This is a genomic window from Bradyrhizobium sp. 137, from assembly GCF_023074095.1.
Classification (GTDB): domain Bacteria; phylum Pseudomonadota; class Alphaproteobacteria; order Rhizobiales; family Xanthobacteraceae; genus Bradyrhizobium.
This window is the reverse complement of sequence record NZ_JADPKU010000129.1, coordinates 269,641-285,421: the sequence shown is the minus strand read 5'-3', so window position 1 is coordinate 285,421 and position 15,781 is coordinate 269,641. Positions and strand designations below refer to the sequence as shown.

Below are 15,781 nucleotides of genomic sequence, written 5' to 3'. Positions count from 1 at the left end.
CTTGCCCCACCACAGGCTCGGCGCGGCTGACATGCGAGCGATAACCATGACGATTCCGTTGCCAATCTTCCGCCTCCTTCTCGTCCTCGCCGCCCTGTTCCTGGCCGGTGCGCCGGCGCGGGGGCAGAACATCGTCGTCATGGTCAATGGCGATCCCATCACCGATTTCGACATCGAGCAGCGCTCCAAGCTCGACCAGCTCACGACGCAGAAGACCCCGAGCCGCGAGCAGGTCATCAACGAGCTGATCGACGACAAGGTGAAGATGAAGGAAGGCAAGAAGTACGGGGTCGATCCCGGCGTCTCCGACATCAACCAGTCCTATGAGGGGATGGCGCAGCGCATGCGCATCACGCCGGACCAGCTTACCAAGTCGCTCGAATCCAAGGGCGTCCGCCCCGAGACGCTGAAGGGCCGCATGAAGGCCGAGATGGTCTGGACCAGCCTCGTCCGCGGCCGCTACAAGGAGCGCCTCCAGGTCGGCGAGCGCGACGTCGCGCAGGCCGTGCAGGCCCAGACCGGCGACAAGCTTCAGGTCGAGGGCACCGAATACAAGATGCAGCCGATCGTGTTGATCGTGCCGCGCGGCTCGTCGCCGGCGTTCGTGGAAACACGGAAGAAGGAAGCGGACACCTACCGCGCGCGCGTCGGAAGCTGCGAGGAAGCCAACTCGCTGTTCCGCTCGACACCGAACGCCACCATCCGCGACACCGTCACCAAGACCACCGCAGAACTGCCCGAGGCGCTGCGCAAGGTGCTCGACGACACGCCGATCGGCCACCTCACCGCGCCCGAAGTGACCAAGGCTGGCATCGAGATGGTGGTGCTGTGCGCGCGCAAGCCGACCATGATCGACACGCCGAAGAAGCGCGAGGTCCGCGAGAAGATGTATCAGGAGAAGTACGAGAAGACCCAAAAGGCCTATCTCGAAGAGCTCCGCAAAGCGGCGATGATCGAATATCGCAACCGCTGATGGCCGAGCCCTCCTCAGCGCGCCCAGCAAAACCCCTCGCCCTGACCCTGGGGGAGCCCGCCGGCATCGGCCCCGACATCACCATCGCGGCCTGGCTCAGGCGCCGTGAGCTGAACCTGCCCGCCTTCTACCTGCTCGGCGACGAGGCGCTGATCGCCCGGCGCGCCAAGGCGCTCGGCGCCGACATCAGCATTGCCGCGGTGAACCCCAGTGAGGCCAACGCCGCCTTCGCGGACGCCCTGCCAGTGGTTGCCACCGGCGAGCACGCCACGGCCGAGCCCGGCAAGCCCGACGCATCGAGCGCGCCGGCCGCGCTCGCCTCGATCCGCCAGGCGGTCACCGACGTCCGCGAGGGCCGCGCCGGCGCCGTCGTCACCAATCCGATCGCCAAAAGCGTGCTCTACCGCGCAGGATTCCGTCATCCCGGCCACACCGAATACCTCGCCGAGCTCGCCGCGACGGACGGCCACGTCCCGCAGCCCGTGATGATGCTGTGGTCGCCGCAGCTCGCCGTGGTGCCCGTGACCATCCACGTTTCGCTGCGCGAGGCGCTGGCCCAACTCACGAGCGAATTGATCGCCTCGACCGTTCGAATCGTTGCGACCGAGCTCAAATCCCGCTTCGGCATCACGAGGCCGCGCATCGCAGTCTCCGGCCTCAATCCGCACGCCGGCGAGGACGGCTCGCTCGGCCACGAGGAGCAGACCATCATCGCGCCGGCGCTGAAGGCGCTGCGCAACGAGAGCATCGAAGCCAGGGGTCCATTGCCTGCCGACACCATGTTCCACGAGGCCGCGCGACAGACCTATGACTGCGCCGTCTGCATGTATCACGACCAGGCGCTGATCCCGATCAAGACGGTCGCTTTCGACGACGCCGTCAACGTCACGCTCGGCCTGCCCTTTATCCGCACCTCGCCCGATCACGGCACCGCCTTCGACATCGCCGGCACCGGCAGGGCCAATCCGGCAAGCCTGATCGCCGCGCTTCGGCTCGCCAGCCGCATGGCGGCTGCGAACCTCTGATGAACGCGATCGACGACCTCCCGCCGCTGCGCGAGGTCATCCGCCAGCATGCGCTGTCGGCCCGCAAATCGCTCGGCCAGAACTTTCTGCTCGACCTCAACCTCACCGCGCGCATCGCGCGCGCCGCCGCGCCGCTCGAGGACTCCACCATCGTCGAGATCGGCCCCGGCCCGGGCGGGCTGACGCGCGCTTTGCTCGCGCTCGGCGCGAGGCGCGTCATCGCCATCGAGCATGACGAGCGCGCGATCCCGGCGCTTGGGGATATCGCCGCGCGCTATCCCGGCCGGCTCGAGATCGTGCATGGCGATGCCATGACCTTCGACCCGCGTCCGCTGCTCGATGGCGAAAGAGCAAAAATCGTCGCCAACCTGCCCTACAACATCGCAACCCAGCTGCTGATCAACTGGCTCACCACCGAGCCCTGGCCACCCTGGTACGAGACGATGGTGCTGATGTTCCAGCGCGAGGTCGGCGAGCGCATCGTTGCGTGCGAGGACGAGGAGGCCTATGGCCGGCTCGGCGTGCTCGCCAACTGGCGCTGCGAGACCAAAATCCTGTTCGACATTTCGCCGTCAGCCTTCGTGCCGCCGCCGAAGGTCACCTCCTCCGTGGTGCGCCTTAAGCCGCGTGCACACCCACTTGCCTGTGATCGCCGGCTGCTCGAACAGGTCGCAGCCGCAGCTTTCGGCCAGCGCCGCAAGATGCTGCGGCAAAGCCTGAAATCGCTTGGCGTCGATCCCGCGCGGCTCGCGCAAGCTGCCGGCGTCGATGCGACGCGGCGTGCGGAGACCATTCCGATTGCCGGCTTTGTTGCCATGGCCCGTGAATTGGCCAATATACGAAGCGAAGCAGCGTGATCCCAACGCGAAGGGCCGCGTTAGCGCAAGGTGTGAAGCGGTTTTCCCAAACAGATCATGCTCAAGCAATCGGCTAAAGCGCCAAACGTTTTAGCGGTAATTTCGGAGGAAAGAATATGGCGCTGATGCGCAGGCAGTCCCTGGTCAAGTTCGACGCGCCCTTGTGTGAGACCATCGTCGAAACGCCCAAGCCGCAAGGTCGCGAGGTCCTGGTGCGCATCGAGCGCTGCGGCCTCTGCCACTCCGACCTGCATATCCAGGATGGCTATGCCGATCTCGGCGGCGGCAAGAAGCTCGACACCACGCGCGGCATGACGCTGCCCTTCACGCTCGGCCATGAGATCGCCGGCGTCGTCGACGAAGTCGGCGCCGACGTTCCTGCCGGACTCGTCGGCGCGAAGAAGGCGGTATTCCCGTGGATCGGCTGCGGCCAGTGCCGCGACTGCCAGAACGGCGACGAGAATCTCTGCGTCAAGCAGCGCTTCCTCGGCGTCTCCATCGACGGCGGCTTTGCCACCCATGTGCTGGTGCCCGACGCCAAGTATCTGCTCGATTACGATCCCCTGCCCGTCAACCAGGCCGCGACGTTGATGTGCTCCGGCGTGACCGCCTACGGCGCGCTCAAGCGCCTGGTCGACCGTCCGCGCCAGCGTAACCTCCTGCTGATCGGGCTCGGCGGCGTCGGCATGATGGGCCTGTCGTTCGCGCAGGCGATGTTCAAGCAGCCGATTACGGTCGCCGACCTCTCACCGGCCGCTCGCGACACCGCGCTGAAGAACGGCGCCGCTAACGCCTACGATCCGGCGGAGCCCGACGTGATCAAGCGCATCCTCAAGGAGAGCGAGGGCGGTTTCGACGAGATCGTCGATTTCGCCGGCAACGAGAAATCGATGGCGTTTGCCGTCGCGGTTGCCGCGCGCGGCGGCAAGATCGTCGTCTCCGGCCTCATGGGCGGCCAGTTCACGCTGCCGATGGTGCAATGGGTCTACAAGCGCATGACCATCGAGGGCTTCATGGTCGGCACCCTCGCGGAAGCCCACGAGTTGATGGCGCTGGCACGCGCCGGCAAGATCAAACCGACGCCGATGCGCGAGGAGCCGATGGGCGAGGTCCAGAAATGGATCGACGAGCTCCGCGCCGGCAAGGTGGTCGGCCGCATCGTGCTCAAGAACTGACCGAAGCGCGACGGGCCTGACGCAAGTCTCGCCCGCCCGTACGGAACACCTGCGGCCGCGCCGCGTTGGCAGCGCATGTCGATCCGTTGCACCGTCGAAAGCGCATTTTTCATCGCCTGGAGCTGCCTGGAGAAGAGCGGCGAGCTCGGTCCTCCGGACGAGAGCGCCAACGTCATTCTCGACGCCATTGAAGCGCAGCTTCGAACCGGGGAGCGCCGGCAGTTGATGCTCGCCAACCGGGCGATCGATGCTTACCGCGTGCATTCGGCGAGGAGCAACGCCGCCGCGAAACGTGAAGCGCGCCTTGGATGATGGTGTTCGGCGGCTACCCGGCGCATCCGAGACGCCGGTTGCCAGGCGTTCACTCCTGTATGTTCACTCCTGAACACGCGGGCACGCGCAACCGGCGCCGGTGCCCGTGTTCTCCGGCGGAGAACAGAGTTCAATGGCAACAGAGTTCAATGGCATCTGGAACGTAACGGCACCATTTGGAACGCCGCGAACGTTCATTGCATTGATCCCGCATCAGCAACGGTGGAGTTGATGCGCAGGACAAAGCCGTGGGCGAAACGGTGCGATCGGTTCCCAAGCAGAACCGGAGTCCCACGGCGGCCGGTCGCGCGCCGTCAGTTCCCGCGATGACGAGAAGCAAGACATTCGCGAGCAGGATGCGCATGGCAAGCTCACCCAGAACACCAGCAACAGGCACATGGGATAGACGATGAGGGGAATGTTGGATGTGACGAGTCTCGGCCGATGGTACGATCCCATCTCGGAGCGCTGGATTGAGCCGCGCGATACGCCGACCGCGACATCGCCTCGGGCGGAGGACGACGCCGTCTTCGAACGTCAACGGAAATTGCAGGCCGAACGTATCTGGCGCGCGCTGGTCGATTGCTGCGCGCGCGAGTGAGACAATTGCAGATCATACACAAGTATGTCTGCAAAGCCGGCGCCGTGGATGGCGCCGGCCCTTATTTTTTCTTGCGGTCGGTCCCGTTCTCTTGTTTGGACGCATCGGTCATGCCGGGCCGATTTGCCCGATTTGCATTCATGCCGGTGGTATCCATCGTCCCCTTTTCCGTGGCGCCGTTGGTGTTCTCCGGCCTTTCCATGCCGCTCTGTGGAGCGGGCCCGGTATTCTGAGCGATGACGGGCCCGGCCATGGCTGCAAATGTAATTGCTACGATGAGTGCTTTCATGGGCATCTCCCTCGTCCCATGGATGACGTGCCCGCGACAGAGTTGTTCCCCGCTCTCGAGCCGGACCTCGCGCCGACGTGCGCTGCCGCTTGCGGCGGCGACTGGCGCTTCTGGTGCAGATAGGCCGGGTTGAAATCCCCGAGCCGCTGCAACTCGCGCCATTTCAGCACGATCAGCTCGCCATCGCGAAGATCCATGGCCCCGCTCCGCCTGAGATCGGCGAGCGTCCGGTTCACGGTCGCAATCGCCATGCCCAGTGTCTCGCCGAGCTGCGCCAGGCTGATCGGCATGCGGCATCGATTGCCGCGGACCAGCTGCGCGGCGCGGGCGCGATAGAACAGCTCGCAGAACAGGTGCGCCATGCGCGCCTGCATGGGACGGGCGCTGTTGTTGGTGATGGCTTCGCGAAAGATCGCCGCGTCGAGCAGCGTCTCGCGCCAGACGGCCATTCCGAAAAGCGATCGCCGCCTGAACGCGGCGAACAATTCGCGATGCGGGATGAAGGCGACCGAAGCAGGCCCCAACGCACTCAGCCCATGATCCATTTGGTCGATGAACAGGCCTTGCGCGTCCGGCAGGTCGCCGGTGAGATGGAACGCGAGATATTGCCGCCGCCCGCTACCAAGCAGATGGTAGCGCGCGACCATGCCCGACACGACCAATACCGAATGTTCAGGTTCGTCGCCCTGACAGATGAAATCCTCGTTCGGTGCATAGTCGCGCACCGTGAAGGTGAGTGCGCGGACTTCGGCAATATCCTCCTCTTCGAGCGCGGTGTGCTCGCACAGGTTCCGGATCAGCACCTCGTGGGCTTTTTCCATACGGCCGCCAAAAATCGCATTGGTTCTATCAAATGATACATCTGACGTGTATCCAGCGGATTAGAACGCGAGCCGGAAGCACAGGTTGCTAACCGGTTTGCGATGGCACCGGTTCGCTTCCACTCCACCCGCGAACCGAGCCGGCCTTGTCATGAGCCCTACCACGATCCTGGAGCGCATCTGCCGTCTGTTCGCATCGGAGCGAAGCGAGCACCTGGGAAGCGAGCACTTGGGAAGCGAGCACTTGGACAGCATCAACGATGCTTTCCTGAAGGGAACGCTGAACGAGCCGGTCCGGCCGATGTCGGATCAGGAACTCGCCCACGTTATCCGCGAGTTCCGCGCTATGCCCGTCTCCGACTGGACCGTCGCAAAGCTCTCGCGGCGCTTCGTCGACGTGCCCCGTGACGACTGAAGTCTCATGCCGCATCCGAATTTCATCGCGCGCCTCGATGCCATAGAAGGCCTTTCCGAGGACGAACGCCGGCAAATCGCCGGCTTGCCGTCTACGCTGCGCCAGGTCGCGGACGGCGAGATCGTGTTGCGCCAGGGCGAGGCCGCCACGCGCTGTGTCTTTGTTGTGAGCGGCTTCTTCTATCAGGCCCGCATCGTCGGTGATCGCAGCCAGATCCTTGCATTCCACGTGCCCGGCGACATGCCGTGCCTGCACACGCTGCTGGTATCACCCATGGATGCGGACCTCGTCGGCCTCGGGCCAAGCATCGTCGGCACCGTCGCGCACAGTCAGCTCAGGCAGCTTCTCGATGGCTCCGTCCACCTGACCCGCGCGTTCTGGCGCGAGACGCTGATTGACGCGGCGATCTCGCGGCAATGGATCGCCCGCCTCGGCGCTCAGGCAGCGCTGCCGAAGGTAGCGCATCTCATTTGCGAGCTCGCCGCGAGGCTGGAGATCGTCGGGCTCGTCACCGACGGCTGCTTTCAGATGCCGATGACACAGCGGCACGTGGCGGACGCCTGCGGACTGTCCATCGTCCATGTCAATCGCACCATTCAGGAGCTGAGACATCGCGGATTGATCGCGTGGGAAGGCAGCGAGATCGAGCTGTTGCAGCCCGAAGAACTGCGAAGGCTTGCGGATTTTGCGCCTGACTATCTGAGCTGAACGCAGCGAGTGAACGCATGCTCGAGCTGGGGCTGGACGCATTACCCTCTCGCTCGCGGCTTCGTCCGCCATGATTTGAGCAGCGGGCCGTTACGTCCCAGCACCGGATCTGTTTTCGGCCTGCGCACCTTGGTGATGCGTTTGATGGCGTCTGGACGCTCCCTTGTGTCGGTGCACTCGTCATACGTTCCGTCCCGCGGATACGCTCCGACGACCAGAAAGTCCCGGCTGGCCTCGATGAGCCGGTGTCCGATGCCTGCGGGAAGCACCAGAACGTCGCCGGCCTTCACGCGCAGAACCCGCCCCTTGATCCCGCCGCACTCGATCTTGGCCGTGCCGCGCGCCACACCCATCACTTCATGGACTTGCGAATGATAGTGCACAAAGTCGTACACGGTATCGCGCCATGACCGGCCCCAGCCGTTCGCATCGAACAGCGTGTCGATGATGACCTCTGGCGCAAAACGCCGAGGCTTGAGGTTCACCGCCCCGCGATAGTGCAAGAGCGGAAAATGCGGGTTGTTCGGCACGACGCCGTCGTCCCTGAAATGGATGGCCACCGGCTTCCGAGCCCGCACCAGCGCCCGCAGTGTCGCCGCGTCGGGATGCTCCTCCACCAGCTTCTTGGCGAGATTCTTGATCTGGTCCTTAACCGGCATAGCGTCGCCTCAGCCGCGATTCAACGGCTGCGGAGATGATAAGTTTCCAACGGAGAACCTGCGCAGCCTGCCATTTGATTTCTACTCCGGTACGTTGCGCAGCCGCCGCAACAAGCCGCCGAAAATCGGTAGACCTTCGATGCAATTGGTGAGGCCGTGCGCGGCGCTGCATGAAGGGCGATAGTCCGGAGTTGTCTGACGTGAGGGCGTTGGCCGCAACCTTTCCAGTCACGACGAAATACGTTCGGATTATTTCCATTACGACTAATAGAAGGAGCGCCCAGAAACGAAGGCTGCCAGTGCGTAGCCGCTTCGGCTCCGCTTGCTTGCAAATGACGTAGAATCCGAGACGACGGGCGGCGGGGTTGATGTTGCCCCCGGGGCCGCCGAGCAAAACACCTCGTCAAGCCCTCGCCGCGAAAAGATTTTTCTTTTCCGAATTTCGGATTGTGGCATACACCGCGACAACCCGGCCCTCCCAAAGGGGCGTTCGCGACCGTCACGAGACGCGGGCCGGGTGGCGGTGGACGCGGCAGCGTCGGCGCGAACCGTGGGTTGACAGGGCGGCCAACCGTGAGTCCTCACACGGCGCGGTGCGACACGATGCTGTAACAGCGGTCTCGTTGATGCCGGGGGCGGGCACACGCAAGCCTCCAGCCATTCAGGCGGGACCGTCCGCGGACGGAGAAGTCGTGTGGTCCTGACGCTCGGGGTCTGTGCGTCAAGTCCTGCGGTGATGTGGCGGCCCGACCGGGCACGTGCATCAATCATCAGCAGTGGCGACGGGGGCAATAAAAACGCGCCGCGGGGAGCGCGCCGGCGGCCGCAGCGGTTGCAGCTGCGGCGGACCTGGAGTTCGGCGGGACCAGCAGCGACGCGAAAAGGCCCGATTTCGCGGCGGAACCAACGCGCCGCGAGCCCGATTCAAGCCACATCCTCTCCGGATTTGCGGCTCATTGCCACCCAAGTCTTTGATGACAAAGGGGCGAGTAAGAGTTGCGTCATGCGTAACCGGGAGACCAGGATGGGCAACCGCACCGCAAAATTCATATCCGCGCTAGTCGGCAGCATCATTGCCGGCGCGCCACTGGCCGCCGTGTCGCAGAACGCGCAGAACGCGCCGAGCACGGCCAACGCGGCCGCCGACTGCCTCGTCTCGCCCAAGGGCGCCGCGCCGCAGGGGCAGCACTGGTACTATCGCATCGAGCGCGGGACCAAGCGGCAGTGCTGGTATCTGCGCGCCGCCGACGACAAGGACGGCGCGAAATCCGTGCAGAGCGCGCAGGCTACGAGCGATACGCCGACCGGAGTCGCGCCGGCGCAGCAGCAGCAGCAGCAACAGCAGCAGCACCCGGCGCAGGATGCGCGCGCCGAATATCTGACAGCACGGAGCGGTGTCGCCGCCAAAGCACCAAACGCAACTGCGCAAGCCGCAGGCGCGACACCGGCGCAACCATCTGCAGATCAGACCGCTGACGGCAACGCGCAACAATCCGCCACGCCGTGGCCCGACGTCTCCGCAACCTCCGCCCCGCCCGCGCCGCAGCCGGCGCCTGCCGTTGTCGCGACAGCCGCCCAGCCGAGCGCAAAGCCATCAAAATCCCCTTCCTCCCCGGCACCCGCCGCGGCAGACAGCACGACCGACAAGCCGACCGGCTCGGTCCAGATGCTGCTGCTCGTGATTGGCGGTGCGCTGGCGCTCGCCGGAATCCTCGCCAGCCTCATCTACCGCTTCGCCGGCGCGCGCGTCCGGGTCCAGTCCGCCGACCGCCGCATACATTGGGACGATTGGGAGCCGCAGAAACAGGACGCAAGCCGCGCGCCCTGGCTCGATGCGACGTCGGCCAACGCCCAGCCGTCGCGCCCCATCGACTTCGATGCGCCGCGTCCGCAAGCGACGAAACAAGCGACAAAACTTGCCGCGATCGGTCGCGAGATCGATCTGATCGACGCGCGCAAGTCGCGTGCCGCGATCCCTGCCGCAGAACCCGACGAGGTCAGGCCCGCCGAGGCCAAGATCAAGATGTTCGACCGGGATTTCGAAATCGAGGCCGCTGCGCCCCGGCTCGCCGCCAACGAGATCGGCAAGGATCGCGATGAGGCGCCTGCAGGCCGCGACGAGGATGCGGTCGACGTCGACGTCATCACGACGATGCTGGAACAGCTGGTGAAGGAAGGGCCGCGCCTGTCGCGGCCTAACCTTGAAGCTGACCTTGCAAACTTCGCACGAAGCCTACAAGGCCAATCCGCCGCTCGCGCTTGAGGCGCTCGGCCTTCAGGATCGACTGTACCTCGGCGAAGGCCTGGTCGACGTCGTGGTTGATGACGATATAGTCGTACTCGGCCCAGTGGCTCATTTCGTGGCTGGCGCGGCTCATCCGCTTGCGGATCACCTCGTCGGAATCCTGTGCGCGCGAATGCAGGCGCTTTTCGAGATCGGCCGCGGAGGGCGGCAGGATGAAGACGCGAACGACGTCGACGCTCGCTTTCTGGTGCAGTTGCTGCGTGCCCTGCCAGTCGATGTCGAACAGCACATCCTGCCCGGCCGACAGTGCTGCCTCCACCGGAGCACGCGGCGTCCCATAGAGATTGTCAAACACGGTGGCCCATTCGAGCAGTTCGCCCTGCTCCACCATCGTCTCGAACTTGCGCTTGCCGACGAAGAAATAGTCGCGCCCCTCGACCTCTCCCGGCCGCTTCTCGCGCGTGGTCGCCGACACTGACATCTTCAGGCCGGGCTCCCGCTCGAGCAACATCCGCGACAGCGTCGTCTTACCCGCGCCCGAGGGCGAGGACAGCACGAACATCAATCCGCGGCGCTCGACACCGTCAGTTCCGTGACTGCCCGTCGTCATCGATCACTCCAGATTCTGGACCTGCTCGCGGAACTGCTCGACCACATTCTTCATGGCGAGTCCCGTATTGGTGAGCTCGATGTCATTCGACTTCGAGCAGCAGGTATTGACCTCGCGGTGAAACTCCTGCGCCAGGAAATCGAGCTTGCGGCCGATCGGACCGCCCTTGCCGATCAGCTCGCGCGCCTGCGCAATGTGGGAGGCGATGCGATCAAGCTCCTCGCGGATGTCGGCCCTGGTCGCGATCAGGATCGCTTCCTGCATCAGGCGATCGGCATCGAAACGATCGGAGGTGTCGAGCAGGGCCGCGATCTGCTCAGTGAGCTTCGCCTTGATCGCCTCCGGCTTGCGGCCGGGCGCAGCCTCCGCTTTCTTCGCCAATTGCTCGATCTCGTCGACGCGCTGGGTCAGGATCTGCCCCAGCGAGATGCCCTCGCGCTTGCGCATCCCTACGAGATCGGCAAGCGCTTTGTCGAAGGCCTCCGCCACGGCGGCGCGTGCGGCCTTGTCCTCCTCCTCGTCGCCGTCGGGCTCGGCGACCTCGACGACGCCCTTGATGGCGAGCAGGCCGTCGACGCTCGGCGCCACCGCATCGACCTTGCCGGCGATCAGCGCCGCCGCCTTCAGCACGGCGTTGAGCACGTCCTCGTTGATGCGGACCGTGGCGGCGGCGTTGGTGCGCTTGACGTTGAGATTGGCGTAGACCGTGCCGCGCGACAACAGCTCGCCGGCGCGCTTCTTGGCGTGGGCCTCGAGCTCGTCGAACCCCTGCGGCAGCCGCACCCTGAGGTCAAAACCCTTGGCGTTGACCGACTTCAATTCCCATTCGAACGTGTACGGCCCGCTTGCGCCGTTGCTTCGGGCAAACCCGGTCATGGACGACAGCGCCATCGGTTGAGATTCTCCAGAAACTCGGGATTCGCGAGGACATCAAGCCACGCGAATCTTAAGACTATTTTGCCGGAAAGTGTAATCCGCAAAGTGTGATGGACGGCGCTGCGCGCAGCCCCGGCCTAGCGCTGGACCACCGGCGGCGAGGGTTGCACCGCGCCCTGCCGGGCCGGCGCGGGATTGGCTGGATTGGCCGGCCGGGCCGCGGGTGGCTTTTTCTGCTGGTTGGACCGCGCCGGCGTGGTCGCGGTCGGTGTATCGGCGGCGCCGGGCGCAGCAGCGGCCGGCGGCTGCGCGTCCTCGGCCGGCTCGACCGTGTCGTTCTGGATCTGCTTCTCGATCGCACGAAGCTTCGCGACGTTCTTCTGATGCGCGTCATAGGTCTCGGTGAAGGCGTGCCCGCCGCTGCCGTCCGCGACGAAATAGAGATCGCGGGTGCGGGCCGGGTTGGCGGCGGCCTCGAGCGAGGCTCGGCCCGGATTGGAGATCGGCCCCGGCGGCAGGCCCTCAATCACATAGGTGTTGTAGGGAGAGGGCTGCGTGATCTCGCTGCGCTTGATCGGACGGCCCAGCGTGCCCTTGCCGCCGACGAGGCCGTATATGATCGTGGGATCGGACTGCAGCTTGATCCTCTGCTTTAGGCGGTTCACGAACACCGCCGCGACGCGGCTGCGCTCGTCCGGCTTGCCGGTCTCCTTCTCGACGATGGACGCCAGCGTCACCAGTTGCTCCGGCGTCTTGACGGGAATGTCCTGGTTGCGGCGCTCCCAGATCTCGGCCAGCACCCGCTTGTGCGCCTGCTGCATGCGCTGGATCACCTGCTCGCGCGTGGTGCCGCGCGGGAACTTGTAGGTCTCCGGCAGCAACGTGCCCTCGCGCGGCAGCTCGCGCACGGTGCCGGTGAAAATGTCGTTGTCGGACAGCCGCGCCACGATCTGCTCGGAGGTCAGGCCTTCCGGGATCGTCACGGCATGCTGCACCACCTTACCCTCGACGATGGTGGCGATGACGTCGCGCAAGGATGCGTTCTTCTGGAACGAATACTCACCGGGCTTGAGGTCCGAGCTCGCCTTCAACGCGGCGACGCTGGCGATGAACACCCACGGATTGACGTCGGTCACGCCTTCCCGGTTCAGCGTCTCGGCGATGTCGCGCTTGCCCGCGCGCTGCGGGATGTTGACGATCTTGTCTTCCTTCAGCGGTCCTGGCGCCTCGAGTACCTGCCGGCCGTAATAATAGACGCCGCCGGCACCGAGCATGGCGAGCAACAGCAGCGTGATGATCGCGTTGCCAACCACCACGAAGGGATTGCGCGCACGGTCCGATCGCTTGGGCGGCGGCGGGACCTGCTCGGGCTCGAGTGCAGCCCGCGGACTCCGGGGCGAAATGGGCGGCCTTTCACTCATCGAAGCAACCTGAATCCTGCCGGTTCAATCGCGGCCTGACAATGACTTGCCGAGCCAAATGCACGCGCCCACTTCTATGACTATCGCCGAATACGGCAAAACGGTGGATTCGTCTCAAACACAAACTAATTGGCCAAACGCCGGACGATCACCGACGCATTGGTGCCACCAAAACCAAAAGAGTTCGACAATGCGACATTGACCTCACGCTTCTTCGCCGTGTGCGGCACGAGATCAATCGCGGTCTCGACCGACGGATTGTCGAGATTGATGGTCGGCGGCACGACATTATCGCGAATCGCAAGAATGGCGAAGATCGCCTCGATCGCACCGGCCGCGCCGAGGAGATGACCCGTCGACGATTTGGTCGAGGACATCGCAACCTTGGAGGCAGCGTTACCGAGCAGGCGCTCCACCGCACCGAGTTCGATCTCGTCGCCGAGCGGTGTCGAGGTGCCGTGCGCATTGATGTAGTCGAGATCGGATGCGGTGAGACCAGCACGCTTGAGCGCGGCCGACATGCTGCGGAAGCCGCCATCGCCATCGGGCGACGGCGAGGTAATGTGATACGCATCGCCGGAAAGGCCGTAGCCGATCACCTCGGCATAGATCCTTGCGCCGCGTCGCCTGGCGTGCTCGAGCTCCTCGAGCACCAGGACGCCGGCGCCCTCACCCATCACGAAGCCGTCACGGTCCTTGTCATAGGGACGCGAGGCCTTTTCGGGCGTCTCGTTGAAACCGGTGGACAGCGCGCGCGCGGCATTGAATCCGGCAATGCCGATACGGCTGATCGGCGATTCCGCACCGCCGGCAACCATGACGTCGGCATCGCCGAGCGCAATCAGGCGAGCGGCATCGCCGACCGCGTGCGCGCCGGTCGAGCAGGCTGTGACCACCGAATGGTTCGGTCCCTTCAGCCCGTGCGCGATCGACACGTAGCCAGAGGCGAGGTTGATCAGACGACCGGGAATGAAGAACGGCGACACTCGGCGCGGCCCACGCTCCTTGAGCAGGATCGCGGTGTCGGCAATGCCGTTGAGGCCGCCTATGCCGGACCCGATCATGGTGCCGGTCGCGCACTTGTCCTCTTCGGTCTCGGGATGCCAGTTGGCATCGTCGAGCGCCTGGCCGGCTGCGGCCATGCCGAAGATGATGAAGTCGTCGACCTTGCGCTGGTCCTTCGGCTCCATCCACTTGTCAGGATTGAACGTGTCGTTCGACCCGTCGCCGCGCACGACCGTGCAGGCGATCTTGGTCTGAAGATCGGAGACGTCGAAGCTCTCGATTCTGCGCGCACCGCTCTCGCCGTTGAGGATGCGCTTCCAGGTCGGCTCGACGCCACAGCCGAGTGGCGACACCATGCCGAGACCCGTGACGACGACCCGCCTCATATCCGAAAACTCCGTATCGAAAGATTCACGGCCAATAACAAGAAACCGGCTGACCGCTGCGAAGCGGCCCGTCCGGTTTCAATGTTGTCCCCGCGAAATTGAAGAGCCTTAGCTCTTCGCGTTCTTCTCGAGAAACTTCGTAGCGTCGCCGACGGTGAGAATCGTTTCCGCAGCGTCGTCCGGAATCTCGCAACCGAATTCCTCTTCGAACGCCATCACCAGTTCGACGGTGTCCAGACTGTCGGCGCCGAGGTCGTCGATGAAGCTCGCGTTGTCGACAACCTTCTCGGGTTCAACACCAAGGTGTTCGACCACGATCTTCTTAACCCGCTCGCCAATGTCACTCATTGCTTAACCTCGTGTTGTTCCCTGTAGACCCGACCCCCCGGGACGATACGAGCCGTCGTGGTCGTTTGACTGCCTTCGCTTACGAACTTTGATTTGGCCCATCCTAACCGATGCAGGCCCCGGCGAACGACGGCCAAAGGCTCCGCATCGCCAATATACAGGGTTTCAAAAACCTGCAATGGCGTTCTTTGCCCATCCGTTGTAGGTCCGGTTATCATACTTCAATTGCCTTGACTACAAGCCTCATTTCGCTCCGGAAACGGCCGTTTGCCGCATCCGGCACCGGTCTGACCGGCGGTGCGGCACGAGGCGTCAGATCATGGCCATGCCGCCGTTGACGTGGATGGTTTGCCCGGTGACGTAAGCCGCTTCGTTCGAGCTCAGGTAGACGGCGGCTGCCGCGATGTCTTCGGGCGTCCCCAGGCGGGCAGCCGGAACCTTGGTCAGAATCGTTTCGCGCTGCTTGTCATTGAGCGCATCCGTCATCGGCGTCTTGATGAAGCCGGGCGCGATGCAATTGGCGGTCACGCCGCGCTTGGCGTATTCGGCGCCGAGCGTCTTGATCATGCCGATCAGGCCCGCTTTCGATGCTGTATAATTGCCCTGTCCCGGATTGCCGGTGACGCCGACCACCGAAGTGATGGCGATGATGCGGCCGAAGCGCTTGCGCATCATCAATTTGGTCGCCGCGCGCGCCAGGCGGAAGGTCGCGGTCAGATTGACATTGATGACCTCCTCCCAATCCTCATCGCGAAGCTGCACGAAGAGATTGTCGCGGGTGATGCCGGCATTGGCGATGAGGATGTCGACTTGTCCCATCGCGGCTTCCGCGGCGGGCACCAGCGCTTCGACCTCATCGGCCTTGGAGAGGTTGCAGGGCAGCACAAAGGCGCGCTCGCCGAGCCTGCCGGCAAGCTCGTCCAGCACGTCCTTGCGTGTTCCGGAAATCGCAACGGCAGCGCCCTGCGCATGCAGCGCCTGCGCGATCGCGCCGCCGATGCCGCCGGTCGCGCCGGTGACGAGCGCCTTTCTGCCAGTCAGATCGAACATGAAGT

General features: G+C 64.4%; 18 protein-coding genes. 9 read left to right on the top strand and 9 right to left on the bottom strand.

Annotated features, from left to right (window positions below; translation table 11 throughout):
• Positions 1-46 precede the first annotated feature (46 nt).
• From IVA78_RS33915 to IVA78_RS33890, 6 genes are all read left to right on the top strand, one after another.
• A complete protein-coding gene (locus IVA78_RS33915) occupies positions 47-973 on the top strand; it encodes a SurA N-terminal domain-containing protein (protein ID WP_247281602.1) in 927 nt (308 codons plus the stop codon).
• On the top strand, positions 973-1,998 hold the full coding sequence (gene pdxA / locus IVA78_RS33910; RefSeq protein ID WP_247281603.1) for a 4-hydroxythreonine-4-phosphate dehydrogenase PdxA: 1,026 nt from the start codon (positions 973-975) through the stop codon (positions 1,996-1,998). The genes IVA78_RS33915 and pdxA overlap by 1 nt, the downstream gene beginning before the upstream one ends.
• Positions 1,998-2,855 carry a 16S rRNA (adenine(1518)-N(6)/adenine(1519)-N(6))-dimethyltransferase RsmA gene (gene rsmA, locus IVA78_RS33905; RefSeq protein ID WP_247281604.1) on the top strand — a complete coding sequence of 286 codons (858 nt, stop codon included), beginning with the start codon at positions 1,998-2,000 and terminating at the stop codon, positions 2,853-2,855. The genes pdxA and rsmA overlap by 1 nt, the downstream gene beginning before the upstream one ends.
• Before the next feature lie 116 nt (positions 2,856-2,971).
• Positions 2,972-4,030 carry an alcohol dehydrogenase gene (locus IVA78_RS33900; RefSeq protein WP_247281605.1) on the top strand — a complete coding sequence of 353 codons (1,059 nt, stop codon included), beginning with the start codon at positions 2,972-2,974 and terminating at the stop codon, positions 4,028-4,030.
• 75 nt (positions 4,031-4,105) lie between these two features.
• A complete protein-coding gene (locus IVA78_RS33895) occupies positions 4,106-4,342 on the top strand; it encodes a hypothetical protein (protein WP_247281606.1) in 237 nt (78 codons plus the stop codon).
• A gap of 418 nt (positions 4,343-4,760) precedes the next feature.
• A complete protein-coding gene (locus IVA78_RS33890; RefSeq protein WP_247281607.1) occupies positions 4,761-4,943 on the top strand; it encodes a hypothetical protein in 183 nt (60 codons plus the stop codon).
• Between the two features lie 61 nt (positions 4,944-5,004).
• On the opposite strand, the gene IVA78_RS33885 is transcribed toward IVA78_RS33890, so the two are convergent.
• Together IVA78_RS33885 and IVA78_RS33880 are read right to left on the bottom strand one after the other, a co-directional pair.
• Complete coding sequence (locus IVA78_RS33885) at positions 5,005-5,232, bottom strand: hypothetical protein (protein WP_247281608.1); 228 nt, start codon at positions 5,230-5,232, stop codon at positions 5,005-5,007.
• Positions 5,229-6,053 (bottom strand): Crp/Fnr family transcriptional regulator, encoded by an 825-nt coding sequence (locus tag IVA78_RS33880; protein ID WP_247281609.1) that lies wholly within the window; start codon positions 6,051-6,053, stop codon positions 5,229-5,231. The genes IVA78_RS33885 and IVA78_RS33880 overlap by 4 nt, the downstream gene beginning before the upstream one ends.
• A 244-nt stretch (positions 6,054-6,297) precedes the next feature.
• On the opposite strand from IVA78_RS33880, the gene IVA78_RS33875 reads away from it, so the two are divergent.
• Entirely contained in the window at positions 6,298-6,468 is a 171-nt protein-coding gene (locus IVA78_RS33875; protein WP_247281610.1) for a hypothetical protein, read from the top strand.
• Positions 6,469-6,474: 6 nt separating this feature from the next.
• Positions 6,475-7,176: a Crp/Fnr family transcriptional regulator gene (locus IVA78_RS33870; protein ID WP_247281611.1), complete on the top strand. Its 702-nt coding sequence runs from the start codon at positions 6,475-6,477 to the stop codon at positions 7,174-7,176.
• A 41-nt stretch (positions 7,177-7,217) separates the two neighbouring features.
• On the opposite strand, the gene IVA78_RS33865 is transcribed toward IVA78_RS33870, so the two are convergent.
• Positions 7,218-7,835 carry a cupin gene (locus IVA78_RS33865; protein ID WP_247281612.1) on the bottom strand — a complete coding sequence of 206 codons (618 nt, stop codon included), beginning with the start codon at positions 7,833-7,835 and terminating at the stop codon, positions 7,218-7,220.
• Between the two features lie 1,024 nt (positions 7,836-8,859).
• Here IVA78_RS33865 and IVA78_RS33860 point away from each other — a divergent pair.
• Positions 8,860-10,098 carry a hypothetical protein gene (locus IVA78_RS33860; protein WP_247281613.1) on the top strand — a complete coding sequence of 413 codons (1,239 nt, stop codon included), beginning with the start codon at positions 8,860-8,862 and terminating at the stop codon, positions 10,096-10,098.
• On the opposite strand, the gene gmk is transcribed toward IVA78_RS33860, so the two are convergent.
• The 6 genes from gmk to fabG form a co-directional block, all read right to left on the bottom strand.
• Entirely contained in the window at positions 10,031-10,690 is a 660-nt protein-coding gene (gmk, locus tag IVA78_RS33855; protein ID WP_247281614.1) for a guanylate kinase, read from the bottom strand. The genes IVA78_RS33860 and gmk overlap by 68 nt on opposite strands.
• Before the next feature lie 3 nt (positions 10,691-10,693).
• Positions 10,694-11,581, bottom strand: a complete 888-nt coding sequence (locus tag IVA78_RS33850) for a YicC/YloC family endoribonuclease (protein ID WP_247281615.1) — start codon at positions 11,579-11,581, stop codon at positions 10,694-10,696.
• A 122-nt stretch (positions 11,582-11,703) separates the two neighbouring features.
• A complete protein-coding gene (mltG, locus tag IVA78_RS33845; protein WP_247281616.1) occupies positions 11,704-12,987 on the bottom strand; it encodes an endolytic transglycosylase MltG in 1,284 nt (427 codons plus the stop codon).
• Between the two features lie 125 nt (positions 12,988-13,112).
• Positions 13,113-14,378, bottom strand: coding sequence for a beta-ketoacyl-ACP synthase II (fabF, locus tag IVA78_RS33840; protein WP_247281617.1), 1,266 nt, complete (start codon positions 14,376-14,378; stop codon positions 13,113-13,115).
• A gap of 108 nt (positions 14,379-14,486) precedes the next feature.
• A complete protein-coding gene (locus tag IVA78_RS33835; protein WP_008551805.1) occupies positions 14,487-14,726 on the bottom strand; it encodes an acyl carrier protein in 240 nt (79 codons plus the stop codon).
• Positions 14,727-15,038: 312 nt separating this feature from the next.
• Complete coding sequence (gene fabG / locus IVA78_RS33830; protein ID WP_247281618.1) at positions 15,039-15,776, bottom strand: 3-oxoacyl-[acyl-carrier-protein] reductase; 738 nt, start codon at positions 15,774-15,776, stop codon at positions 15,039-15,041.
• Positions 15,777-15,781: the final 5 nt, after the last annotated feature.